This window comes from Bradyrhizobium sp. SZCCHNGR1005, from assembly GCF_032489995.1.
In the GTDB taxonomy this organism is placed as follows: Bacteria; Pseudomonadota; Alphaproteobacteria; order Rhizobiales; family Xanthobacteraceae; genus Bradyrhizobium.
Window position 1 is genome coordinate 1050700 of the sequence record NZ_JAUEZC010000003.1, and the last position, 24635, is coordinate 1075334.

Consider the following 24635-nt stretch of genomic DNA (forward strand, 5'->3'; position numbering starts at 1 on the left):
TCAATCGAAAAGTTTAGTGTGCGTTGCTCCTGCGAGAGACCGGCTGCGCCACGACGTGAGCGCGTTTGGTGTGCGGCGACCGGACCTGACCCGAACGCCCATCGGATGAGCCGACCCTGCGAACATCCGCGCTCGGCCGCAGCGCGAGTTCGGCGCGGCTCTGCGCCGGACCATCAGTCGCAAGGGCGGCATCCGCGGTGCCAACGATTCGTGCTTCGCTGAGAGCGCCGGGATTCATCAGCATAGGCACCATGCCTGCCGATCTCGGCTGGGCCGCCGGGAGCTGGGTCTCGACGCCCCGGATCGATCCGGTGGTCCACAGCTCCTCTTGCTCCGGCACAGAACCGAACGGCACCAGCGCGGCGCCAAACAGCAGCGTTGCCGCCAGCCCTTTCGCAAGCGGAGGCGCAGCGCGAGGCGACATTGCGAGCGTCGCGAAGGACCGTATCGCGCGCCAAGCCGGCATCCCCGCCGACGAGCCTCGGCCAGCGCCGGGTCCCCGAACGCCGCTATCGCACTCTCCCGCAACGATCGCAGAGGTCGCCGAGCGGAGGACGCGGCGCGAGGTGTCCAACACCAGTACCGTCAGGCATGCGAGAAAGCCGAGGCTGCCGCCGACGGCGGGCAGGATCGGACAGGTCTCGGCAAGAAGGACGGTCAATACCAACGACACCAACACCGGCCGGATCGGACCTGCCAACCGCTCCGGCGACGACATGCCGAGAAAGCACCCCGCATAGAATGCGTCTTGCAGACATGGATCATTCGGCTGCATTTCATGGAGCGCGACGAGGCCGACGAACGCAACGGTCGCGGCGGCGAAGATCCTGATCACGCGGCGCGACTCGGCCACCCGCGGTTGCCGCAGCACCAACAGGGTGGCGAGCATGCCGGTCGCGCACACCGCGAAGATCCGTGCCACCGCGCCGGGATCGCTGTCGAAGGCGTCGACACGAGCAACGCGAAACAACTCGCCATCCGAACCGAGCAAGGGCCCGAGGCCGACGAAGAGAAAGGACGCGATGGCCGCGAGCCCACCGAGCCGCCCGCCATAGCCGCGCAAGATCCCCCTCCGCAGCCGCAGGTCCATTGCGCAGGCGAGACAGAACACCAGCCCGCAAAAGATCGACAGCAAAGAGAACGACGCACTGACCGGCAGGCCCGATCGGGCCACGCTCTCGCTGAGGACCGCAACCGGCGTCATCCCGCCGAAGCTTCCTCCATAGGCCGAGGAAAAGAAAGCGCTCGGCACCAGTTCGGCCCACCCCGACAAGATCAGTGAGGCGCACAAGAGGATCGTGACGGTTGCCGATGCAATTGCGGGAGGCACCCCGGAACTGCTCAGATCCAGGGTAAGAAGGCAGCCCAGGAAAGCCCCCACGAAGGAAGCGACCGGCGGGCAGCAGAGCTGCAGCGCGTTCCCGGCGCCGCCGGGATGGATCGTGGGGCCGTTCACCTCCCGCCACGACCGGGGGTCAAAGGTCCGCGGCACTTCTTCAGGGAGAGAATGGAAATCTTCCATCCGGTTACTCAACTCACAACGCCACACACTGCATCACGCCGATGACGCCGAGCTGCACCCGATCCGGGTCGACCTCAGCACCAGCTGGCTACGGCGACGAGCATCGAGCACGACAGCCGCACCAACTGACGCGTCAAGAATGTCTCAAATTTGCCGCGACCTGGAAGTATCCGGTTCCAGATTGAGAAAAATACGTTCGGAAAATGCACCGATCGTTAATTTTACAACCTGTGTGTGTAGCTCGCCCCCGCCGGGCTCGAGCAGCCAGCACCAGGGCGACGCCGGTCCGCGCCCTTGATATGATGGTTAACAGACATTGATAGACCGTGACGTGCCGACATTCGGCGCGAAGAGCGCGGCGCGACGGAAGTCCGTCGTAAGGCGCCCAAGCTGATCCCGGGATGGCGCCAAACGTCGGCCTCTCATTCGACGGGCCTGCCGCCGCCGTCCGATGCGCGTTCTGCCGGTGCTTGCCGCGGCCGACGCCGACATCGCACGATCGTTCGTAAAGCCGCATGGCGCGAACCGCATTCGCCGCAGGGCGATCGCATATGGCGCAAACTGGATCGGGCCTCATGGTTCTCCCGGCGATGCGTAGCATCGTCCGGAGACGCGCCGCATGCGGCGCTCCTCACCATGAGGGTCTGCCATTTTGCCGCAAACCAGCCCTCGTCCCGAGGAGCTCGCCGGAGGCGAGCGTCTCGAAGGACGGCCGCGGAAGAGATCCGTCGGCCGAGTTTTTCCCCATATGCAGTAGCCCTGGCATTCGCCGGATGACACGACGCCGCCGAGCGGGTAAGCCGTCGCCCCGGACTGACACGAGCAAGACGAGCATGGTTGCGGCCTATTGCGGCATAGACTTCGGCACTTCGAACACCACCATCGGCATCAGCGATCCAGAGAAAGCCCGCCTGCTCCCGCTCGAAGACCGCCACCTGACGCTCCCGAGCGCGATGTTCTTCGATTTCGAGGATCACCGCACCCATTTCGGACGCAGCGCGGTCGATCATTACCTGAAGGGCCATGACGGGCGCTTCATGCGCGCGCTGAAGAGCATCCTGGGCACGGCGCTGATCCACGAGAAGACCTATATTCGCCAGAAGGCGGTGCCGTTCTCAGGGATTCTCGGACTCTATTTCGCGCATCTGAAGTCGCAGATGGAACGCCAGCTCGACCGAGAGATCACGGAGGTCGTGCTCGGCCGCCCGGTGCGCTTCGTCGACAAGGACGATGCGGCCGACGCTGAGGCGCAACATGCGCTGGAGAACATCGCCCGTGCGCAGGGCTTCCGGACCATCGCCTTCCAATACGAGCCGATCGCCGCCGCGCTCGATTATGAGCAGCATGTCCGTGGCGAAGAACTGGTCCTGATCGCGGACATCGGCGGCGGCACCTCCGACTTCTCGATCGTGCGCGTCTCGCCCGAGCGGCGCAAGCGGGCCGAGCGCGCCGGCGACATCCTGGCCAATGGCGGCATCCATATCGGCGGCACCGATTTCGACCGGCTGCTGAGCCTTAAAAGCGTGATGCCCGAGCTCGGCTACGGCAGCCCGACCGCCGACGGCAAGCGCAGCCTGCCCTCGCTCTATTATCATGAGCTCGCGACCTGGCACCGCATCAACCAGCTCTACAAGAAGAACGTGATGCCGGAGCTGCGGCAAATCCGCTACGAGGCCGCGCGACGCGACCTCGTCGATCGCTTCATCGCGCTGGTCGAGGCGCGCCAGGGCCATGCGGTCGCCATCGGGGTCGAGGAGGCCAAGATTGCCCTGACGCGCGCGGAGACGGCGGTCTCGGCGCTCGCCGATCATGGCGCATGGGCGAAGTTCTCCTTCACGCGGCCCGCGTTCGACGCCGCCATCGCTGACGCCGTCGAACGCATCGTCGCAACGGTGCAGCGGCTGTTGAAAGACGCACGCGTCGCGGCGACCGATGTCACCACGATCTTCCTAACCGGCGGATCGAGCATGGTGCCGTTGCTGCGCCAGGCAATTCTGGCCCCCTTCCCCGGTGCACGCGTCGCCGAAACCGACCTGCTCGGCAGCGTCGGCATCGGGCTCGCGCTCGACGCCCGACGGAAGTTCGGCTGAGGCGTCGCCTGCGCGCGGCCCGTCATCGCCCATAACGCGTGAAGACGAAGTCGTGATCCTTCGCATGCGCCTGATGACAGGCGAAGCAGGTCCGATGCTGCGCCTCGTCGGCCGGCCTGCCGCCGACGAACCGGCCGAAGCCCCAACCGCCCGTCGATCCATATTTCGCGGCGTCCTTGACCATCACCTGGATCGTGGTCGGCGTGTCAGAGGTGAAGGCGCCCTCGAGGCCTGCGATCGGCACCTGCTTCCAGGCCAGCTTGACCAGCACGCTGCCATCGGGAAACGGCAGCTTGCCGTTCCGATAAGCCTGGAGCGCGATGGCATTGCCAACCACGCCGCGCAATTCTCCGAGACTGTCCTCGCGCCCTACCCCGATCAACGGCCAGTCGCGATAACCTTGCGGAATCGTGACGCCGAAGATCGGCGAGGCGCCGTCATCGGCTACTCCCGCCAGAGGCAGAAGCAGCACGGCTGCTGTTGCCACCGCGGCGGCGATGGCCATCTTGGCGAGTTCATTCATTTGCTTAGCCTGACATCCGTCACTTCACCTTGGATCCTTCGGTCTCTCACCGTCATTGCGAGCGATAGCGAAGCAATCCAGAGTCTCGCCTGTCGCTCTGGATTGCTTCGGAGCTCACGCTCCTCGCAATGACGGCTGCAAGAACTGAGACAACACCATTCTCAGCCAGCCGCCACGTCGAGTACGGCCTGCGCAAAGGCCTGCGGCGCTTCCTGCGGCAGATTGTGGCCGATGCCGCCCTTGATCAGCCGGTGCTCGTAGCGACCTGCAAACTTCTTGGCGTAGGCCTCTGGCTCCGGATGCGGCGCGCCGTTGGCATCGCCCTCCATGGTGATGGTCGGCACCGCGATGATCGGGAACGTCGCGAGCTTCTTCTCGAGCGCGTCATATTTCGCTTCCCCCTCTGCAAGGGCGAGCCGCCAGCGATAATTGTGCACGACGATGTCGACATGGTCGGGGTTATCGAAAGCGGCTGCGCTGCGGTCGAAAGTGGCGTCGTCGAATTTCCATTGCGGCGAGGCGATCTGCCAGATCAGCTTGGAAAAGTCGTGCCGATACTTCGCATAGCCCTCGCGGCCGCGCTCGGTCGCGAAGTAGAACTGGTACCACCATTGCAGCTCGGCCTTGGGCGGCAGCGGCATTCTGCCGGCGTCCTGGCTGCCGATCAGATAGCCCGACACCGAGACCATCGCCTTGCAGCGCTCCGGCCACAGCGCGGCGATGATGTTGGCGGTGCGCGCGCCCCAATCATAGCCGGCGAGCGTCGCGCTCTGGATCTTCAACGCATCCATCAGCGCGACGATGTCGGCCGCAACCGCCACCGGCTGACCGCTCCGCATCGTCGCAGGCGACAGGAAGCGCGTTGAGCCGTAGCCGCGCAGATACGGAACGATGACGCGATAGCCTGCGGAGGCGAGTGCCGAAGCCACGTCGGCATAGCTGTGGATGTCATAGGGCCAGCCATGCAGCAGGATCACCGCGGGGCCGTCGGCGGGCCCGGCTTCGGCATAGCCGGTGTTGAGCACGCCGGCGTCGATCTGCTTGAGCGTGCCGAACGTGGTCGTCATTCCCGGCCTGATCGCCGGCAGCGCGGCCTTGGCCTTGAAGGTCTCGGCCCTGGCCGGGTTGATCACACCGAACTGGGCGGCTGCGACGCCCGCGGCGGCAACGCCGAGGAAACGACGGCGACGATTGTCGATGGTCTCTGACATGACGATCTCCTTGATCTGTTGGCCACCTTGTGCCCGAACCCCGATCACTCTGCTTGGAGATGGCTTGGAGACGACTTGGAGTTTTCCTTGAGATCGTCCTGATTTCAGCGTGCCCGAAGCGTGCTAGATCTGGCTCCGCTACAACAGCCAGCTGGCGGTCTTGACGTTTGCCTTATCATTTCAACGACTTCATTCTGGATCCAGAGCGGCGCGAGCTCCGCCATGACGACGCTCTCGTCGCCATGGAGCCGCAGGTCTTCGATCTCTTGGAGTTCCTGATCCGCAACCGCGACCGCGTGGTGAGCCGGGACGATCTGCTGGCGGCGGTCTGGGGCGGCCGCATCGTCTCGGAGGCTACCCTGAGCAGCCGGATCAGTGCTGCGCGCGCCGCGATCGGCGACGATGGCGAGGCGCAGCGCCTGATCCGGACCATCCCTCGCAAGGGCTTTCGCTTCGTCGGCGAGGTGCGGGAGCCGGCGGCGGCAGAACCGAACGACCAAGGCGAGATCGCAGCTCCGCCGTTCGAAGGCCCGTCCATCGCCGTCCTCCCCTTCGCCAATATGAGCGGCGATCCCGAGCAGGACTATTTCGCCGACGGCATGGTCGAAGACATCATCACGGCGCTGTCCCGCTGCGGTGGGCTTGCCGTGATCGCGCGCAACACATCCTTCACCTACAAGAACAAGCCAGTCGACATCCGCCAGGTCGGACGCGATCTCGGCGTCGGCTATGTGCTGGAAGGCAGCGTTCGCCGTGACAGGTCCCGCCTGCGCATCACCGGTCAGCTGATCGACACCGCGACCGGAGCTCATCTCTGGGCCGACCGGTTCGATGGCGATGCCAGCGACGTGTTCGCGCTGCAGGACTCCATCACGGAATGCGTGGTGGCGGCGATCGAGCCGACATTGGAATTGGCGGAGGCTGAGCGGCGTCGATCGCTACCGGCGAACGCCCTTCACGCCTACGACCTGCTCCTGCGCGCCGCCAGCCTTCGCGACGCGTTCACGGCCGACAGCATGGCGGCTGCGATCGGCTGCCTCGAACAGGCCCTGACGATCGATCCTCTCTACGCGCCGGCGATGGCGGCAGCCGCCTATTGCCACGCGCTGCGTCACTTCCAGGGCTGGATCAAGCCGGACGAGACCTATCGCGACGAGGCCGTCGCACGCGCCTGGCGCGCGACCGAGCTCGCGCCGAACGATCCGCAGGTGCTGTGGATGGCGGCCTTTGCAATCTGGAACATGGCCGACGAGATCGAGCCGGCCCGCGAGCTCTTCAGCCGCTCGCTCGCGATCAATCCAAATTCCGCGATGGCGCTGACGCTTGGCGGCTGGATCGAAGCCATGAGCGGCCATCAGGTCGCCGGCCGCACCATGATCGAACGCGCGATGCGGCTGAACCCGCGCGATCCGCGCGGCTGGTTCGCATCCGGCGCCATGGCGATCTGCGCGTTGGCTGACCGCGATTTTGCCCAAGCGATCGCTTGGGCGGAGAAGGCGCTGGCGCAGAACCGGCGCTTCGCGGTCGCCTTGCGTGCACTCCTGGTGGCGCTGGTGAACACGAACCGGCGCGACCGCGCCGCCCAAATCGCGCAGCAGCTGCTGATCGTGGAGCCCGACCTGACGGTCTCGGGCTTCCTGTCCCGAATTCCGTTCCCGGTGGGCACGATGGCGGCGACCTATGCTGAGGCCCTCAAGGCCGCGGGCGTGCCCGACTGAGGCCTGCGCGGCTTGCGCCGACCATCTGTCTTCAGGAAATCCCGGCGAGTGCGGAAAGTTGGCGGCATCATCTTTATACGACCTTAGGTTATCACCCGTAGTTTCCCGGCCCGTGAGATGGACAACGACGTTCGTCCGGGTGCGGAATGAAAAAGATTCTGAAAAGACTGGCGCTGAAGCTGCTGAAGGACGAGTCCGGCGCAACGGCGATCGAATACGGCCTGATTGCCTGTGGAATTGCGCTCGCGCTCATTACCATCATGAACAAGCTTGGCCTGACGCTGCTCGGCATTTTCACGTCGCTGACCAACCTGCTCGGCTGACCGGTCAAATAATCTGGAAAGCATCCTGAGCGGCCGGGCCGGGGCTGACACCCGGTCCGGCCACCGCGTTATCAATGTGCCATGCCGCGCCCGGCCTCCTCGCAAGCGCTCATGCAGCGCCGGCAAGCCTCGGCGCAGATCCGGCAATGCTCGTGCATCCGCGCGTGCTTCTCGCATTCCGCGGCGCAGAGGCGGCAGGCCGCGGCGCAAGTGTCGAGCATGCGCCGGATCACCTCCTGATCCGACCCGGTCCGTCGCGTCGCGATGCGCCCGGTAATGTTGCAGATGTCGGCGCAGTCGAGGTCGAGCCGGATGCATTGCGTGAGCGACTTGACCTTGTCCTCCGCGAGGCAGGCGTCAGCACAGGACGTGCAGGTCTGGGCGCAGGAATAGCACTCCTCGATGCAGCGGATGAGCGCGTCATTGGTCTGGCCGCGGACCTGCGGATGGCTGGAGATCATTTCTTGAGCGTGCATAGGGAACTCCCATCAGTTCGCCCCCTTCCGCCTCAATGATTGCTGACGCTAAAGGTTCGAGCTGATCTCGCAATAGGCCGCAACATGCAGCTCTATTTCGCGACGCGGCATTTCCAATCATGAGCAGTGTGCATATGGACGAACCAACATGAGTTGAGGCACAACGTCTCTCATCACGGGACGCGCGGCCGGCTCGACCTGCCGCGACGACAACGAGATGGCGATCTGAACGCCTGACAATGCGGAGGAACCTATGCTGATTCCCTTGGCGGATGTGCCGCGCTGGTATGCCGAGCGCAAGCCGAAGGACACGATCGCGATCCGTCACGGCAACGACACCTTGACGTGGGAGCAGCTTGAGCACGCAGCCAACCGCCGCGCCCACGCCTTCATGGCCAAGGGCGTCAAGCCCGGCGATTTCGTCGCCATCGGCCTGCCCAACGGCAATGCCTTTTTCGAGACCAGCTTCGCCGTGTGGAAGTGCGGCGCCACGCCGACGTCGCTGTCCTGGCGGCTGCCGCGCGGCGAAGCGGCTGCGGTGCTCGATATCCTGAAACCCTCGCTCGTGGTCGGCGGCGAGGCCGATTGGAACGCACCGAATTCGTTGCCCGCGAATTTCGTGCCCGAAGGCTTCTCCGACGAGCCGCTGACGGCACCGGTCGCGCGCTATTGGAAGGCCATGACCTCGGGCGGCTCGACGGGGCGGCCCAAGGTGATCCTCGACCATCTTCCCGCCGTGACCGACACCGCGGCCGAGCCGCCGCTCGGGATGCCGAAAGGCGCGTCGCTGCTCAACCCAGGGCCGCTCTATCACAACGCGCCCTTCATCGTGTCGCATTTCGCGCTGTTCGCCGGCGGCCGGGTCACCGGCATGGTGAAGTTCGACGCCGAGGAGACCTTGCGCCTGATCGAGGCGGAGCGCATCCAATGGGTCAATTTCGTGCCGACCATGATGCATCGGATCTGGGCGTTGCCGGAAGAGGTGCGCAATTCCTACGATGTCTCCAGCCTCAAAATCGTCTTCCACATGGCGGCGCCGATGCCGCCATGGCTGAAGGAGAAGTGGATCGAGTGGCTCGGTCCGGAGAAAATCTACGAACTCTATGGCGGCACCGAGCGGCAAGGGCGCACGGTGATCTCGGGCACCGAATGGCTCGAGCACAAAGGGTCGGTCGGCAAGATCGACGAGTCCTGCAAGCTGCGGATCATCGGTCCTGACGGCAACGACGTCGCGCCCGGCGAGAGCGGCGAGATCTATTTCCTGCCCGAGGACGGCCCAGGCACGACCTATCATTATCTTGGCGCCGAGCCCAAACGGCGGCCGGACGGCTGGGAGTCGCTCGGCGACATCGGCCGGTTCGACCAAGACGGTTACCTCTATCTCGGTGATCGGCTCGCCGACATGGTGCTGCGCGGCGGGGCCAACATCTATCCGGCCGAGGTCGAGGCGGCGCTGATGGCGCATCCGGAGATCCGCTCCTGCGTCGTGGTCGGGCTGCCCGATCCCGAACTCGGCCAGCGCGTGCATGCGATCGTCGAGATCGACGAGCGCAAGGATGTTCGTGCGATCGTCGATGGCATGAGCGATTTCCTCGCCGATCGGCTCATCCGCTACAAACATCCGGAAAGCTACGAGATCGTGAACACGATGCTGCGCGACGATTCGGGCAAAGTCCGCCGGACGCTGCTGCGCGACGAGCGTGCTGCCTGGCTGAAGGAAGGACGCGATTTCCGTATCCTGCCGGTGCGTGCCCAAGTGGAGGCCGGGTAGCCTCAACCCACGCGCCGTTCGCCGGCCACCGTGAGCGGGGTATCCGCGACGATGACGGCGCCGCCGACCCGCCGCGCGATCGTGAGCTTGCGGTCATGAAAGGCCTCGAGCTCCGGCCGATGCCCGACGGTAATGATAGTGGCCTTCCGGCAACTCGCGCGCGAGGGTGGCCATCAACTCCGCCTGGCCCTCGACATGCAGCGCCGAAGTCGCCTCGTCGAGCACCAGGATCGGCGGATTCTTCAGAAGCGCCCGCGCGATGGTGATGCGCTGCCGCTCGACGACCGACAGCAGCGCGCCGCGTTCCCCGACCATCGCGTCGTAGCCGTCGGGAAGGCGCATGATGAAATCATGCGCATAAGCCGCTTTCGCCGCCGCCTGGAATTCCTCATCGGTGGCTTCCGGCCGGCCATAGGCGATGTTGGCCTTGATGCTGTCGTTGAACAGCAGCGGATCCTGCCGGACCACGCCGATGTGCCGGCGCAGCGAACTCTGCTTGATCTCGCGCAGATTGCGCCCATCAATCGTGATGCGTCCCTCGACCGGATCGTAGAAGCGCATCAGCAGCGCCATCAGCGTGGTCTTGCCGGAGCCACTCGGGCCGACGATCGCGATGGTCTCACCGGGAGCGGCATGCAGGGTCACGCCATCGAGCAGCGGACGCTGCGGCTGCTCGTAACGGAAATGCACGTTCTCGAAACTGACATCGCCATTGACGTCGGTGAGCTCGACGGCATCCGGGCTGTCGCCGAGATGCTCCTGCACATTGAGGATACCGAAGATCTCGTCGAGCGAGACCGAGGCCTTGCGCAGGCTGGAGTAGACGCCGCTCAAGCCTTGCACCGGGCCGAACAGGCCGCCGATATTGCCGAGAAACACAACCACGGTCCCGACTGTGATGTCGCTTTGCAGGACGAGGTACGCACCGAATGCGAGACCGCCGAGTCGCGCCAGCGCTACCGCCAGGTTGCTTGCAGAGGAATAGCCGGCGTCGATCGCAACGCCATGGATCACGACCTTGTTCGCCGCAGCGACATCGCGCAGGAAGCGCGCCTTCTCGGTATCTTCCATCGCGAAGCTGCGGACGATCATGATGCCCGAGAGCACCTCGTTGAAGCGCGAATAGATCTTCGCCCAGCGGTCGAGCAGCGTGCGCTCGCGCTGCATCTGTTCGGGGCCGGCGCGCGCGGCAATCAGCGCCGGCAACGGCGCAAACAGCAGCACCAGCAAAGCGAGCCGCCATTCCAGCCGCAGCATGATCACGACCGCGATCGCCAGGAAGATGACGGATGGCATGATGCTGAACAGGATCGCGGTGACCGCGCTGGTAAAGCCCTGGATGCTGCGATCGAGCCGGGTCATGATGGCGCCGATCCCTTCGCTGCGCTGGATGCGCAGCGGCATCCGGTGCAGCTTGCCGATGGTCGCTTCGAGAAGCGCATATTGCAGGCCGACGCGGGTGCGCCAGGTCAGCCAGTTGGAAAAGCCAGCCATCGTCTCGCGGGCCAGCGCGAAGCCGAGCAGCAACAGGATGCCGGCGAGGATGGCCCCGGCATGTTCCGGTCGGTGAGCTGGTCGAATACACCCTTGAGCACCAAGGGCTCGAACGCATTGATGCCCGCAACCGCCAGCACCAACAACACGATCACCAGAATCGCATGTCGCTGCGGCAGCGCAAACCGCACCGCCACGTGCAGCCGCCGTAGCCGCGCCAGCATCTCGCCGGCGGCTTCGGAGCTGGAGTTGGAGGTCCTTGCCTGGGCCATCAATGCCACCTCGCCTGATGTGCCGGCCACCGCTCAGGCGCGGCACGCGCGATCGTGCCGCGCCGATGCCGTCTCACCGGCGGCAGATCTCAGCCTGCCCGCCGCTGCAACGTCCGTCTCCCAGTGCGCGCGCCATTGCGACAATCGCAAGTTAAAAGAGCGGTTCCAGGGGAACGCACTGGGCGGAGACGGTCGCGCCGATGGCCATCATGGCGCTGAATCCCGGTACCGATGACATTGCGGCCCTGGCGTTGGCCGGTGCGGCTTCTCACGGAGCCATATCCGACGACGAGCGTTTCCATTCTGCGGACACCGCTCGAGCGAGCATATCCGTCACGTTCCACGTGGCCGGCGATCAAGCCGTCATCGCCAAGACACCACGGCTCAGAACTGGAACGACTGGCAGCAATGGTGTTAAACTGAAGTCGTAGCTCGGCCGCGCCCATCGAAGCCGTGGATCGCAGACGTATCGGCGCAAGCCGCGCGCCGACGGAGTGGGAGATTGAAGAATGCCCTCTTTGACCGAATGGAAGGTGCCGTTCGCATTCCAGCCTCGTCCGAGCGATTACAAATTCGATCTCGACCACGTGCTGGCCTCGGTGGTCGGCCTGCATGCAATCATTCCCTCAGATGCCTTCAGCGCGGAGACGCTCGGCACCGAACGCGCCGGCAATGCGGTCGTGATCGATGACGGGCTGGTGCTGACGATCGGCTATCTGATCACCGAAGCAGAAAGCGTATGGCTGCACCTCAACGATGGCCGCGTCATCGAGGGCCATGTTCTCGGCTTCGACTTCGCCACCGGCTTCGGACTGGTGCAGGCGCTGGGCCGCCTCGACCTCGAGCCGCTGCCGTTGGGCTCCTCCGCCGCGACCCGGGTCGGCGAGCAGGTCGTGCTCGGAGGCGCCGGCGGCCGCACCCGCTCGGTGGCGAGCCAGATCGTCGCCAAGCAGGAATTCGCGGGCTATTGGGAATATCTCCTGGACGAAGCCATTTTCACCCTTCCGGCTCATCCCAATTGGGGCGGCACCGGCTTGATCTCGGCCAAAGGCGAGTTGATCGGCATCGGCTCGCTGCAACTCGAACGTGAGCGCGATGGCCGGTCCGAGCATGTCAACATGGTGGTGCCGATCGATCTGTTGAAGCCTGTCATGGACGACCTGCGCCGCTTCGGGCGCGTCAACAAGCCGGCGCGTCCTTGGCTTGGCATGTATTCGACCGAGATCGACGACCGCGTGGTCATCATCGGCGTCTCCAGCAACGGCCCGGCCGCGCGCGCCGAGCTGAAGGCCGGTGACGTGATCCTCGGCATCAACGGCGACAAGGTGACCGGGCAGAGCGACTTTTACCGCAAGCTCTGGGCGCTCGGTTCCGCCGGCGTCGACGTGCCGCTGACGGTGCACCACGAGGGCGTGACCTTTGACGTCACGGTCGCTTCGACCGACCGCGCCAAGCTGTTGAAGGGTCCACGCCTGCACTGAAGCCGGCAGTCGAAGACGGCAGCACGTCACATCCGCGCCGCACCAGCTTTGCGTCAGGCGTTGATATGCCAGGCGCCAGCGATGATCTCGTGCAACTGTGCATCCGAAGGCATCTGCGAGGCAACCGTCGGATCGAAGCCTGGATGGCTCTGCGCATAGGCCGACATCGCCTGCGCCAGCTGCGCAGCAGCATTGGCATCGATTTCGAGACCGCCGGCCTTGATCTCCTGCAACTGATAGGAGCCGCCCAGGAACCAATCGGCCACCGTCACCTGCTGATGGGTACCCAGGAGATCGATCTGCAGGTCATTGCCCGATTTGACGAACCAGAGCGAGCCGGCCGTGGCGGCATTGCTGAAGTCCAGGGTACCGGTCGGAGTCGAGACCGACGCGGTGCCATTGATGATGACATCGCTGCCGTCGCCGCTCTGGTAGAAATAGAAGGCGTTGGCGCCGCCCACCAGGATGTTGTTGCCGGCGCCGCCATCGAGCTTGTCGCTCCCGCCGCCCCCGATCAGCAGATCGTTGTTGCCGGTGCCGAGCAGCGTATCGTTGCCGGCACCGGCCACCAGCAGCGCCCCGGCGGACGCCGCGACCGTGACGCCCGGCAGCGCATCGAGCGCAACGGTGGTGGCCGCATCGCTCAATGCCGCGCTGAGCCAGTCGAGATTGCCGGTCTGCCCGCCCCACAGCGTCGTGATCGCGCTGTCGATCAGACCTGCGTTCTCGCCATCTCCGGTCGCGATGGCGTCGATCAGTGCCATCTTGCCGATGACATCGACAGTCGCTCCGGTGTCGGCGCGCAGCCAGAGATCCGGCGAAAAATCTGCGACCAGCAGATTCGCCGCGGTATCGTTATAGATCACGCCATGTTCGTGGCCGATGACACCCGGCGTTGCGCCCGGCACCTCGTCATGGTTCTGCGCGAGCAGCGCCGAATATTCGACGACGACATCGGCAAAGGCCGCTTGCACACCGCTGGCTTTCAGATAGCCGGCGGCCGAGCTCGACCCGACGGCGTCGCCGAGCACATCGCCGCCATGGAACAGGGCCTGCACCGCGCTGTTGCCGTAGCCGCTGGCATCGGTCACCGTCGAATAGGCGATCATGTCCTTCATCTTGGCCGACGGCGAGCCTTCGCCGGCGGTGGCGCTGGCTCCGGGAATGCCGACCGCGGACGCGATGGCATCGTCCTGGAGCGGCGCCAACAGCGCGGCGGCCGCCTGCTTCCAGTCGGAAAGGCCGTTATCGCTCGCCCACTGCATCATGGTCAGCAGCGCGATCGAGTGGAGGCTGACCGGATCGAGCCCGAGATTGGTTCCGGAGCCGAGCACGCTGTCGCTTTCGGAGGCGATGCCGACCGCCGCGTGGGCGATCGCGATAGCACCGTCGACCGGGCCGAGCTGCAGTAGCGCCAGTGGCGCCTCTACGATGGGCGCGGCATCGCGCACATATTGCAGCACCTCGCCGGAGACCGACACCATGTGAATATCGGAATAGCGCGGAATCGGGTTCGAGGTGAGCGCGCCCCAAAAACCGTGAAGCTGATCGTAGCGGACTTCGGCGGCGAATTCGAACGGCATCGCATCGAACGCATAGGCCTGCTTGTCGTTGAGGGCGGCGATGTAGCCAGCAAGACCTCCACCCAGAGAATGTCCGGTCAGCGACACGTTCGACGTGGTCGCCCAGGTCTTGTAGTAGGCCTCCGCGTCCGGAAATTGCGTCGGCCAGCCGGTGAGACCGGCGCCGCCAAGCCACGCCGGAACATCGGCTACGCTGTCGGTGCCGCGAAAGGAGATGATCCGAGTGGAGGGATCGCCGGCGAGTTGGTAGGTTGCGGCCTCGAAATTGTCGGCAGTGGACGTCACGCTTCCCGCAATCAGCTCGTAGTTACCGATCCGGTCGAAGTTGACGACCAGCGCAGGGTTGACGCCCCTATTGTACACGTCCATGGCCAGGACTGCGTTGATCAATGCGGCCGATGGCTGCTGCGTCATGATCCGATTCCCCCTTTTGGCGGCAGGTTTTTCCGCAAGGCTTATGCCCTCGAGGCATGGCGCTCCTTGCCGGAACCTCGCCCTACGGCTGCTTCTCTAAGAAGCCTATCTCGTCTATTCTTTGTCAATCGGAATGACCCGAGCCAACGGCAGAGAACGAGACTGCGTGACATCGTTGCAAACACGGCCACACGCGACGATTGCAGACCATCATCCACCTGGCTGGTCGCGCGATCGTATGGTCGTTCCGCAGCACCGATGACACTGAAAAGTTAGCGTTCCGCTCGCCGCATGCGTGCGCTTCGATCCAGACAGCTTCATAGAAATGCGAGGAAGGCGCCATGACCGATGCAGTGGTGGACGACATCATGGCCGTGCTGCCGCCGCTGCTGCAGTCGCTCGAGGCGCTGTCCTACGTCGCGCGTTATCTGAACCCGCCGGACTTCGACCGTGTCATGGCCGATGTCGGCGCGCCGGATCAGGCCCTACAGGCGGCGTGTGCGCAGCTCACGGCTTGGCCTGCGGAGTTTTCCGACGCGCGCGTTGCGTTCGATGGCGCGAGCGAAGCCGCACTTGCGGCCTTCGCCGGCCTGCGCACTGTCCAGCACGGAGACGGGGATCTGGTCGATGTCTTCCGCGCACTTCGGCACGGCCCGCGCGCGCTGGAGGCACTTTATCCGCTTGCTGGCAAGCTGCCGCCCGTGAGCGAGTTCTTCCTCACCCATGCTGCGCGCGACGATGACACGCTGAAGGAGCGCTTGAGCGGTCCGGCGGACAAGAACACCGGCGTCTTTCACGATCACAATGACCGCGGCGAACGCACTGGCTTCTCGCTCTACGTCCCGGAATACTACACGCCCGATCGGCCCTGGCCGCTGGTGATGGCGCTGCATGGCGGCAGCGGCCATGGACGGGACTTCCTCTGGACCTGGCTGCGCGACGCCAGGAGCCTGGGCGCCATCGTAGCGGCTCCAACCGCTACAGGGCGAACCTGGGCCTTGATGGGCGAAGACACCGACAGCGCCAACCTCGCGCGCATTCTCGACCTCGTTCGCGGGCGTTTCAATGTCGATTTCAGCCGCATGCTGCTGACCGGCATGAGCGATGGCGGCACCTTCTGCTATGTCAGTGGGCTGGAACGCGCATCTCCCTTCACGCATCTGGCGCCGATCGCCGCCACGTTTCATCCGCTGATGGCCGAACTCGCCGATCATGATCGCCTGCGCGGACTGCCCATTCGCATCACCCACGGCCGGCTCGATTGGATGTTTCCGGTCGAGGTCGCGCGGCATACCAGCGCTGCGTTGGCCAAGGCCGGCGCCGACGTCAGCTATCGCGAGATCGACGATCTCAGCCATTGCTATCCGCGCGAGATCAACAGTGAGCTTCTGGCGTGGCTCACCAAAGGGTGATCTTCACGTAGTGCCCGCTCACTTGGCCGATCGACAGTCAATAGCGACATAATCTCGGCGGATTTTTTCCGCATCGATGACCATTGAGCTGAACAGCGGGGGCGCCGCTTGACGCGGCCACGACGCCGCAAGGATCGCCCATGCCCTCGCCGTCCACACCCGTTTCCCAGCTCTCGCTGGCCCGCTCGCCCACCTCCGTCGTGCTCGTCAGCGGGGTGCAGCGCCTCGAAGTCACCCTCAAACTCACCACTGCCATTCTGGCGCTGGCAGCCGGCGTTTACACCTATCTCGGCGTCCGCGAGCTGTTGAACGGCAGCCCGACGACGGTCTTCTTCGCGGCCGTGATCTATTCAGTTGCCGTCTCGGTCGGCATCTACGCGTTCTGGGTGTTCATGATGCAGTTCATGCCGCACGTGACCAACGGGGTCGGCCGCGGGCTGATGGCCGGCTGCATGCTGCTGGGCGCGCTGATGATCGTCGCCATGTCGTCGTGGCTGAATGCCTCCGCGCTCGCCGGCGCCGCCGCGATCCAGCAGCATCTTTCGATCACAGTGCAGAACTACACGCGCGACCTCGATCAGGCCAACACCAATGCGATCGCGGCGCAAGGCCTGTTGCCGGACATTCAGCTCGCCTCCTCCCGGTTCGCCAAGCTCGCGGAGGCCGAGCGTGCGGGATCGCTGACGGGCACAGCCGGGTCGGGAACGGTGGTGCAGCTCCTGACCCAGATGTCGACCCAGCTCGATGGCCTCGGCCAGCAGGTCCAGGATTCGGCCAAGCGCGTCTCAGCGCTTTATGACCAGGGCAGCAAGAGCCTCGCCAAGATGCGCGAGCTGATCTCGGATCGCGGACCGATCGCCGCACGCAGTGACGCATTCTCGGCGGAGTCGCTGAACCTGATGGGCGTGATCGCCAACCTGCAACAGACCTCAGTGGCACCGGCGGTCAAACGCGCAGCGACATCGCTGTCATCGGGCTTCATTGCGCCGGCTGCCGGCGGCCGCAGCGGCGATCTCGCCGAGCGCCAGACCGCCGTCGTCGGCAAGGTCGAGAGCTCGATCGCCAGCCAAGCCGCCTCGCTGGCCGGCGCCGCCGACAAGATCCTGGCGATGCCGCGGGTCGAGACGGCGAGATTCCAGACGTTGTCTCCGGCCGAAGCCGTGCTCCGCTATGCCGGCGATTTCGTCCCGAGTTGGGCCGGCGCGATCTCGATCGACCTGATGCCGGCGGTGCTGGTGCTCATCCTCTGTGTTGTACATGCCGCCATCCGCCGCGAGGGATTGCCGGCCGTCAACGCCTCCAACCTTACCGCCGGAGATCTGCTGGCAGCGCTGCAGGTAGCGCGCGAGGTCGAGGATGCGCGGCGCGCGGCTGCACCACGCAGCCCGGCGGCCGCATTGCAGGCGGAGCCTGGCGCGGAGGCATCTCCAGCCACGCCGGCCGCGGACGAGAACGTGACCTCCTTGTCATCGGCGCGCGGCGGGAAATAGGCGATGCGTGCGGCCGTCTCGGACCGGGTTCATACCTGGCTTGCAGGCAATCCGGACGAGAGCATCCTGCGCTGGATCTTTCGTTTGGTGCTCGTTGTCGCCATCAGCGCGCTCGCAGCTGATCTCGCCGAACGCGCCGGCTGGGTCGCCAGCTCAGATCCATTGTCGCAGACGGAGGTCCGAGAGGATACGCCCATCACGGGCTCGCCGTCCGATTCACCGTCGATTTTGGCGCCGCTGATCAAGCGGCTGATCCCGCTACCGCAGCCTGATCCCGCGCTGGCGCGACCGATTACGTTCGAGCTGGGCGGCGGCGGGCGGCTGCTGGCCACCGGCACGATCACCGCCGGCAGTTCGCAGGCCTTCGCCGCTGAAGTCGAACGGCACGGCGAATACATCAAGACGGTGGTCCTGAACTCGCCCGGCGGCTCGGTCGCCGATGCGCTGGCGATGGGACGGCTGATCCGCGGGCGAAATTTCGCAACCGAGGTCGAAGCCGGAAAGTATTGCGCCTCGTCCTGCCCGCTCGTGCTTGCCGGCGGGACCGAGCGTCGGGCGGGCGAACGCGCCGTGATCGGCGTGCAACAGGTCGCCGCTGTGCGGTCCGCGAACGCAGCGACACGCGACGAGATGAGCGTGGCGCAAAATATTTCCGCGCGAGTCGAGCGCTATCTGGCCGATATGGGCGTGAAGCTCGACGTATGGATGCACGCGATGGAGACGCCGCATGACAAGCTGTTCATCTTCAAGCCGGAGGAGCTGAAAGCGCTCAATCTGGTCACGTCAGGGCCGAATTCGGCACCCGAAAAAGCGCGCACTTAGCGCCTTAGCTGAGGACGAGGTCGACGCGGCGCGGAACCATCATCCGATGTCGGCGTTATTGGCCGTCACTGGAGGAGTTCCGTCATGCAGACCTTCTTGGGGATGATCCTGGGTGCGCTGCTCTTGGGCTTTGGCGTCTATATCTACGATTCCATGCAGACGTCGGGGGTCGCCAACGGTCAGACCGCGGAGACGCATCGCACGATCGTAAACTGGGACGTCGCCGCTGCGAACTGGCATGCACTCAAAGAGCGCGCGCACGATGACTGGGTTCGCATCTCGTCCAAATAGCTCGGCAGAGTAACTCAGCAGGGCAACTTGGCAGCGTAAATTAGCGAAGTAACGTTGCAAGGCTTCTCAAGACGCAAGGCGCCATCGCGGAATGCGATGGCGCCTTCGTTATGTGCAATCCTCACTTTGCGCCCTTTGCCTGACGCGCATCGGCGATCACCTGCTCGAACTGCGCCATGGTGAGAACGCCCGGCACCCTGAATTTCCCGACAATGAAGGACGGCGTCCCGCGGAAGCGCAAGCCGCGAGCTTGTGCGTCGTTGCGCGCCAGCATGGCGTCGATCGCCTTGGCCTTGTCGGCAAGATCGCGCTTCGCGCGATCGATGTCGATCCCGGCACCGGCGAGGATCTCGTCGATCCTGGATTCCGTCAGCTTCGAATTGGTGCCGATCAGCGCATCGTGCGCCTGGACATACTTGTCCTGATATTTGCAGGCGAGCGCCATGCGCGCAGCCGCCACCGAAGCCGGCCCCAGAATCGGCCACTCCTTCAACACCCAACGCACCTTGCCGTCATCGTGCACCACCTGCTGCAGTTCCGGCTCCAGCTTGCGGCAATACGGGCAGTTGTAGTCGAACCATTCGACGATGGCGATGTCGCCATCGGGATTGCCCACCACCGGGGCCTCGGGATCGCGCAGCACCGAGGCTTCGTCCGGCTCGTCAGCGTCCTGCGCCATGGCGATGCGCGGTCTGAACGGCAGGGTGAAAGTACCGGCCGCCAGCAAGGCCAGCACGCTGCGCCGGCTGGTGGCAGGGACGATGCGATCGGAAACCTGTCTCACAGCCGTCTCCATTTCGCCTAGCCCCAGATCTGCAGCAGGCTGTGCGTCAGCATATAGAGCGCAACGGCCGTGATCACGACAGAAAAGACGATGTTCAAGGCGCCGCGCCGCTCCGACAGCCGGCGCGCCGACCACGTGCCGGCTATGCCGCCGAGAATGCCGCCCGCAATGAACAGCCCGGCGAGATCCCAGGCGACCAAGCCCGACCAGGCATAGCTCGCCGCGGTGGTCAGCCCGAACGTGGTCACCGCGACCAGCGAAGAGCTGACCGCGTTCATGATCGGCATGCCGGTTGCCGCCATCAGCGCCGGCACAATCAGAAAGCCGCCACCGATACCGAAAAATCCGGACAGCGAACCGGTCGCGAGACCGAAACCGATCACGGCCGGAAGGTTGGCCATGCTCATCTTGACGTCGGGGATGCCGACCCGGGCGCGGGTCTTCAGCATCAGCATCGAGATCACGAGCATCACCAGCGCGAACAGCGCGAGCAGCTTCTGGCCGTCGATCATCTTGCCGAGCAACGAGCCGAAGAACGCGCCGATGATGCCGGCCACGGCAAAGACCGCAGCAATCGGCCAGATCACGGTGCCACCGCGGGCGTGATTGAACAGGTTGACCGCCGCATTGGTCGCGACCGCAATTGCGCTCGAGCCGATCGCGATGTGCGGCTCGGGCACGCCGACCACATAGACCATCAGCGGCACGGCCAGCACGGAGCCGCCGCCGCCGACCAGCCCGAGCGAGAAGCCGACCATCGCGCCGCAGATGAGTCCCAGGATGCCTTGTGTCGTCGAGATCATCGCAGCAGCAGGCTCATGTCTTGAAATGAAAGGCAAGTCTGCATCAGCGGAGCAGCAATGTGACCGCGAGCGGAGCGAGAAAGGAGGTGACCAGCGCGTTGAGGGCCATGGCGATGCCGGAAAAGGTGCCGGCCAGTTGATCGACCTGAAAGGCGCGTGCGGTGCCGATGCCGTGCGCGGCGAGACCGGCCGCGAAGCCGCGGGCCCGGAAATCGGTGATGCCGGTCCGGTTCATCAACGGCGTGACGATGATCGCGCCGATGATACCGGTGAACACCACCGCCACCGCTGTCAGCGACGGGTCGGCATGCAGCGATTCGCTGATGCCCATCGCGACGCCCGCCGTTACCGATTTCGGCGCCAGCGACAGCACCACCTCGCGCGGCAGGCCGAAGGCTTCGGCCAGCCACACCGCCGAGACGATCGCGGTGATCGCGCCGACGATCAATGCGGCCAGCATCGGCAGAATCGCCTGCGCGACCAGTTTGCGGTTCTGGTAGAGCGGCACGGCCAACGCCACGGTCGCAGGCCCGAGCAGGAAGTGGACGAACTGCGCACCGGCGAAATAGGCCGTATAGGGCGTGCCGGTCAGCAGCAGGAATGCGGCGATGATCCACATCGCATGCAGCACGGGATTGGCGAGCGGATGCCGCCGCGTGCGCAGCGAAATCGCATCCGTGAACGCGTAGACGACGAGCGTCACCGTCAGCCAGAGCAGAGGCGACTGCGAAAGATAGACCCAGAGCGAGAACGGGCTGCTGCTCGTCATGGCTTGGCTCGGCCCCGCGCCAGCCACCGGCTCGTCGCCACGAACACCGCGACGGTGGCGAGCAGCGTAATCACGACCGACAGCAGGAGCACCGCCGCGATCGCGAGGCCATGGGCCGCGATGAGATCGAGCCTCTGCACCACGCCGACCCCGGCCGGCACGAACAGCAGCGACAGATTGGCAAGCAGCACCCGGCTAACGTCCTCGACGCCGTCCTTGGCGCTCGTGGGGTCCCGGACGAGCGGCCCGATCGCCAGCCACTTGCTGCGGTCGCGCAGCAACAACAACCCGAGCAGCAACGCCAGCCCGAGCACCGGTCCCGGCAGTGGCAGCGCGACGGAGCGGACCACGGCTTCGCCAATCAGCTGGCACAGCAGAATAAGACTGAGACTCGCAATCATCGTCGATCTGTCGGACGCGCCGCCGATCGCAGCGCGCCCGCTCAAGAAATTCACTCAAGACGTTCACATGACCGCAGCGGGCTGTCACGATCCGGCCGCTTGGTCAATGGGCCGATCAGGCCGCTCCTTTCAGGCGCTTGGTGCATTCGCTGTAGTAGCCGCCGCCCTTCTGGATCCACTTCAGCCCGCCATTGCCGTTGCTGGCCTTGTTGGCGTTGTACTGGTCGACGCAGGTATGCATGCGCGCTTTGCCAGGAGTCTCCTTGGCATATTTCGGATCGACAGCCGAGGGGAATACGGCGTTGCCGACTGCAGCCGGCGCCGCGGCAGGGGCGGCCTCCTTCGCTTGCTTCGCCGGCTTGGCCTCGGCGGCAGGCGCCGCCGCCGGAGCGGCAGCAGGCGCAGCTGCGGGAGCCGCCGCCGCGGCATCGGCACCGCACTGCGCCTTGCGGAAGTCATTCCATTTCTGGCCGTTGAGCGTGCCCGCCTCCTTGGCCTGCTTATACTTGGCGCTGCATTCCTGCATCGTGAGCGCCTGTGCTGGCGCGACGACGGCGAAAGCCGCCAAGCTCGAAACGGCGGCAATCAATAATTTGGCTTGAAAGGTCATCCTTGGTCTCCCTGAAGGGCATGACGAATGAGATCCCGATTGTAGCCACGGGCAAGGGGGGTGACCAAGCCGCGGCGGTATCCCGCGGCGAAAATATAGTCGGGCGGAATCCATATCCCGCATTGCGTCATTCATGTACCGTTCAGTATCGAAAGCTGAGCCTTCACGCTTTCGCCACACAAGGGTTTCGACATGACTCTCACCACCCGTCTGGCTATCGCCGCTTTTGCCTCGCTCCTGCTCGCCGGCCCCGTCTTGGCGCAATCGACCACGACGGCTCCGGCCAAGACCGAGGCTCCCGCCTCGGACAAGGCTGCGCCAGTGGAGAAGAAGGCGCGCAGCGCCGCCTCGCTCGAATGCTCCAAGGAAGCCGACGAGAAGGGCCTGAAGGGCAAGGAGCGCCGGAAATTCCGCTCCGCCTGCAAGAAAGAAAAGGCCGCGGGCGGCGCCGCCGAGACCAAGACCGACGCCAAGTCCAAGTGATCAGCTGATCAAGTGAGCCTGGGGCGGCGGATCTGACGTTCTCCACTGATGACCCCGCCGCCCGAGCGCCCTCCAAGCACGATCCCGGAGCGCGGCCACCCGTCTCCGGGGCGGATCCATGTTGCCGGCTGCAACGGCCTGCATTGCTGCTCCGCAGCCGCAATAATTGTTCGCAAACGCGGGATTTGGCATAAGGCGGCGTGCGCCAAATCATCTCCTCCCTCCCGATCGATCTGCCCAGCCGCGCCAAGACCTTGAGCGCGATCGAGACGCTCGCCATCGGCACCGCCGGCGGCCTTGTTTTTCTCTTTGCCCACCTGCCGGGCGGCCTGATCTCGGGCGCGATGGTCGCGACGGGAATCGCAGCGATTGCCGGCCGGCCGCTCGCGGTGCCGGCGATCGTCACCCAGACCTTGCTCCTCCTGCTCGGCATCTCCATCGGCTCGGTCGTGTCGCGCGACCTGATCAATCATGTCAGCGCCTATCCCGTCACCATCGGCCTGCTCGCGCTCGCGACGTTCTGCTCGACCTTCGCTTCCAGCCTGTATCTGCAGCGCATTCACGGCTGGGACCGCACCTCGGCCTTCCTCGCCGGCAGCCCGGGAGCGCTGTCGCAGATCACCATCCTCGCGGTGGAGCGCGGCGCCGACCTGCCGGCGATCGCGGTGGTGCAGACCCTGCGCGTCATCATCCTGACCGCCGCGCTGCCGCTGGTCTTGGCGATCGCCGGCGTCACGCCCTCGTCCTCGCCGGCCATGGCCATGCCGGTTGCGTCGGCGCTCGGGCTCGCCGCCATGCTGGTCGGCTCGCTTGCCGTCTCGGTGCTGCTGCAGCTGATCAAATTTCCGGCCAGCTGGCTGTTCGGCGCGATGCTCGGCGCCGGCCTCCTGCACGGCCTTGACTGGGTCGACGGCGGCCTGCCGCCCTGGATGCGCGGCGTGGCACTGATCGGCATCGGCGCCCTGATCGGCAGCCGCTTCGCCCGCATGCGGGTCAAGACGCTGCTCGGCCACGTCCATGCCGCGCTCGGCTCCTTCGCCGTCGCCGTGATGATCTCGGCGCTATTCGTGGTCCTGATCGTGCTGACCACGCATGTGCGGTTCTCCGACGCCATCGTCGCCTTCGCGCCCGGCGCCATGGACGCCATGATGGCGCTGGCGCTGACCTTGCACATCGACCCGATCTTCGTCGGCGCGCACCATCTGTCGCGCTTCGTGTTCGTCACCATCGCCACCCCCGGCATCGTCCATCTGTTCGGACGGCCGCAGGACGATGTGGACGACTAAGCCCTGAGCGCGGTGCCGCGAATGCCCCAGGCCGCGATCGCGGCGATCAGCAGCGAGATCAGCACGCTGTAGCCGGCGAGCGACAGGCCGAGGAAGCGAAACTGCACCTCGTCGCAGCGCACCACTTTCACGCTATCGAGCCGCTCCAACAGGCTGCTGGCGCTGCCGAGATTGCCGACCGGCCCGGTGCATTCGGTCGGGCCCGGCCAGAAGCCCCATTCGACGCCGGCGTGGTACACGCCGAGCCCGGCATTGCCGAGCGCAGCCAGCGCGATGAGCACGATCCCCGCCACCAGCAGTCCGCGCGGCGCGACGCTTCCCGCCAGCGCCAGCAGCAGCCCGAGCGGCACGATCGCGTAATAGGCATAGCGCTGCTTCAGGCAGAGTTCGCAGGGCTGCAGGCCCCAGACCAGCTGCATGTACCAGGCGCCGGCCAGGGCCGCGGCGGCAATGCCGGCGGCGAGCAGCGCCGCGGTTACGGCCGGGTTCAGCACACGGGAGGCCGGGCGCGCCAGCGCTGAGGTCTCGGTCACCACCTTCGTCTCCTTCGGCTGCGGTCCATTGCCCGCGTCCTAACTCTGCGGCGCGATCCTGTCGAGATCGGGA

At 65.2% G+C, this 24635-nt stretch carries 25 protein-coding genes; 12 read left to right on the forward strand and 13 right to left on the reverse strand.

Annotated features, from left to right (window positions below; translation table 11 throughout):
- Positions 1-13: 13 nt before the first annotated feature.
- Positions 14-1330 carry a hypothetical protein gene (locus tag QXZ85_RS17330; protein ID WP_316174518.1) on the reverse strand — a complete coding sequence of 439 codons (1317 nt, stop codon included), beginning with the start codon at positions 1328-1330 and terminating at the stop codon, positions 14-16.
- 1025 nt (positions 1331-2355) lie between these two features.
- Here QXZ85_RS17330 and QXZ85_RS17335 point away from each other — a divergent pair.
- The gene (locus tag QXZ85_RS17335; protein WP_315706469.1) at positions 2356-3612 is read left to right on the forward strand and encodes an Hsp70 family protein; all 1257 of its coding nucleotides are present in this window, start codon (positions 2356-2358) and stop codon (positions 3610-3612) included.
- Positions 3613-3634: 22 nt separating this feature from the next.
- On the opposite strand, the gene QXZ85_RS17340 is transcribed toward QXZ85_RS17335, so the two are convergent.
- A complete protein-coding gene (locus tag QXZ85_RS17340; RefSeq protein ID WP_315706472.1) occupies positions 3635-4135 on the reverse strand; it encodes a cytochrome P460 family protein in 501 nt (166 codons plus the stop codon).
- 161 nt (positions 4136-4296) lie between these two features.
- Positions 4297-5346 (reverse strand): alpha/beta hydrolase, encoded by a 1050-nt coding sequence (locus QXZ85_RS17345; protein WP_316174520.1) that lies wholly within the window; start codon positions 5344-5346, stop codon positions 4297-4299.
- Between the two features lie 167 nt (positions 5347-5513).
- Between QXZ85_RS17345 and QXZ85_RS17350 the strand changes: the two genes are divergently transcribed.
- Positions 5514-7064 (forward strand): winged helix-turn-helix domain-containing tetratricopeptide repeat protein, encoded by a 1551-nt coding sequence (locus QXZ85_RS17350; RefSeq protein ID WP_315743864.1) that lies wholly within the window; start codon positions 5514-5516, stop codon positions 7062-7064.
- A 146-nt stretch (positions 7065-7210) separates the two neighbouring features.
- Positions 7211-7387 (forward strand): Flp family type IVb pilin, encoded by a 177-nt coding sequence (locus QXZ85_RS17355; protein WP_315706475.1) that lies wholly within the window; start codon positions 7211-7213, stop codon positions 7385-7387.
- A 71-nt stretch (positions 7388-7458) separates the two neighbouring features.
- On the opposite strand, the gene QXZ85_RS17360 is transcribed toward QXZ85_RS17355, so the two are convergent.
- Positions 7459-7863 (reverse strand): four-helix bundle copper-binding protein, encoded by a 405-nt coding sequence (locus tag QXZ85_RS17360; protein ID WP_315706476.1) that lies wholly within the window; start codon positions 7861-7863, stop codon positions 7459-7461.
- A 253-nt stretch (positions 7864-8116) separates the two neighbouring features.
- Between QXZ85_RS17360 and QXZ85_RS17365 the strand changes: the two genes are divergently transcribed.
- Positions 8117-9634: an AMP-binding protein gene (locus tag QXZ85_RS17365; protein WP_315706477.1), complete on the forward strand. Its 1518-nt coding sequence runs from the start codon at positions 8117-8119 to the stop codon at positions 9632-9634.
- Positions 9635-9727: 93 nt separating this feature from the next.
- Here QXZ85_RS17365 and QXZ85_RS17370 read toward each other — a convergent pair whose 3' ends face one another.
- Positions 9728-11128, reverse strand: coding sequence for an ABC transporter ATP-binding protein (locus tag QXZ85_RS17370; RefSeq protein ID WP_316174522.1), 1401 nt, complete (start codon positions 11126-11128; stop codon positions 9728-9730).
- Positions 11104-11400, reverse strand: a complete 297-nt coding sequence (locus QXZ85_RS17375) for a hypothetical protein (protein ID WP_316174524.1) — start codon at positions 11398-11400, stop codon at positions 11104-11106. Before QXZ85_RS17375 ends, QXZ85_RS17370 begins: the two co-directional genes overlap by 25 nt.
- A 200-nt stretch (positions 11401-11600) precedes the next feature.
- Between QXZ85_RS17375 and QXZ85_RS17380 the strand changes: the two genes are divergently transcribed.
- A complete protein-coding gene (locus QXZ85_RS17380; protein ID WP_315706480.1) occupies positions 11601-11831 on the forward strand; it encodes a hypothetical protein in 231 nt (76 codons plus the stop codon).
- 78 nt (positions 11832-11909) lie between these two features.
- Positions 11910-12881 (forward strand): S1C family serine protease, encoded by a 972-nt coding sequence (locus QXZ85_RS17385; RefSeq protein WP_315706481.1) that lies wholly within the window; start codon positions 11910-11912, stop codon positions 12879-12881.
- A gap of 53 nt (positions 12882-12934) precedes the next feature.
- Here the strand turns inward: QXZ85_RS17385 and QXZ85_RS17390 are convergent, their stop codons facing one another.
- A complete protein-coding gene (locus QXZ85_RS17390; protein ID WP_315768605.1) occupies positions 12935-14878 on the reverse strand; it encodes an Mbeg1-like protein in 1944 nt (647 codons plus the stop codon).
- 341 nt (positions 14879-15219) lie between these two features.
- Here QXZ85_RS17390 and QXZ85_RS17395 point away from each other — a divergent pair, with 341 nt between their 5' ends.
- From QXZ85_RS17395 to QXZ85_RS17410, 4 genes are all read left to right on the forward strand, one after another.
- The gene (locus QXZ85_RS17395; protein ID WP_315768604.1) at positions 15220-16290 is read left to right on the forward strand and encodes a phospholipase; all 1071 of its coding nucleotides are present in this window, start codon (positions 15220-15222) and stop codon (positions 16288-16290) included.
- Between the two features lie 140 nt (positions 16291-16430).
- Positions 16431-17780 carry a hypothetical protein gene (locus QXZ85_RS17400; protein ID WP_315768603.1) on the forward strand — a complete coding sequence of 450 codons (1350 nt, stop codon included), beginning with the start codon at positions 16431-16433 and terminating at the stop codon, positions 17778-17780.
- A 3-nt stretch (positions 17781-17783) separates the two neighbouring features.
- The gene (locus QXZ85_RS17405) at positions 17784-18602 is read left to right on the forward strand and encodes a hypothetical protein (protein ID WP_315743880.1); all 819 of its coding nucleotides are present in this window, start codon (positions 17784-17786) and stop codon (positions 18600-18602) included.
- Between the two features lie 84 nt (positions 18603-18686).
- Positions 18687-18893, forward strand: a complete 207-nt coding sequence (locus tag QXZ85_RS17410; RefSeq protein ID WP_315706486.1) for a hypothetical protein — start codon at positions 18687-18689, stop codon at positions 18891-18893.
- A 121-nt stretch (positions 18894-19014) separates the two neighbouring features.
- Here QXZ85_RS17410 and QXZ85_RS17415 read toward each other — a convergent pair whose 3' ends face one another.
- From QXZ85_RS17415 to QXZ85_RS17435, 5 genes are all read right to left on the reverse strand, one after another.
- Entirely contained in the window at positions 19015-19677 is a 663-nt protein-coding gene (locus QXZ85_RS17415; protein ID WP_315706487.1) for a DsbA family protein, read from the reverse strand.
- A gap of 17 nt (positions 19678-19694) precedes the next feature.
- Positions 19695-20480, reverse strand: a complete 786-nt coding sequence (locus QXZ85_RS17420) for a sulfite exporter TauE/SafE family protein (protein WP_315706488.1) — start codon at positions 20478-20480, stop codon at positions 19695-19697.
- 43 nt (positions 20481-20523) lie between these two features.
- Complete coding sequence (locus QXZ85_RS17425) at positions 20524-21249, reverse strand: LrgB family protein (RefSeq protein WP_315706489.1); 726 nt, start codon at positions 21247-21249, stop codon at positions 20524-20526.
- Complete coding sequence (locus QXZ85_RS17430; RefSeq protein WP_316174544.1) at positions 21246-21650, reverse strand: CidA/LrgA family protein; 405 nt, start codon at positions 21648-21650, stop codon at positions 21246-21248. The genes QXZ85_RS17425 and QXZ85_RS17430 overlap by 4 nt, the downstream gene beginning before the upstream one ends.
- 115 nt (positions 21651-21765) lie before the next feature.
- Positions 21766-22260, reverse strand: coding sequence for a hypothetical protein (locus tag QXZ85_RS17435; protein ID WP_316174526.1), 495 nt, complete (start codon positions 22258-22260; stop codon positions 21766-21768).
- Between the two features lie 192 nt (positions 22261-22452).
- On the opposite strand from QXZ85_RS17435, the gene QXZ85_RS17440 reads away from it, so the two are divergent.
- Both QXZ85_RS17440 and QXZ85_RS17445 read left to right on the forward strand, forming a co-directional pair.
- Positions 22453-22743: a PsiF family protein gene (locus QXZ85_RS17440; protein ID WP_315706491.1), complete on the forward strand. Its 291-nt coding sequence runs from the start codon at positions 22453-22455 to the stop codon at positions 22741-22743.
- Between the two features lie 200 nt (positions 22744-22943).
- Positions 22944-24029 (forward strand): AbrB family transcriptional regulator, encoded by a 1086-nt coding sequence (locus QXZ85_RS17445; RefSeq protein WP_315807285.1) that lies wholly within the window; start codon positions 22944-22946, stop codon positions 24027-24029.
- Here QXZ85_RS17445 and QXZ85_RS17450 read toward each other — a convergent pair.
- The gene (locus QXZ85_RS17450) at positions 24026-24520 is read right to left on the reverse strand and encodes a disulfide bond formation protein B (RefSeq protein WP_409977563.1); all 495 of its coding nucleotides are present in this window, start codon (positions 24518-24520) and stop codon (positions 24026-24028) included. The two genes, QXZ85_RS17445 and QXZ85_RS17450, sit on opposite strands and share 4 nt — an antisense overlap.
- Positions 24521-24635 lie beyond the last annotated feature (115 nt).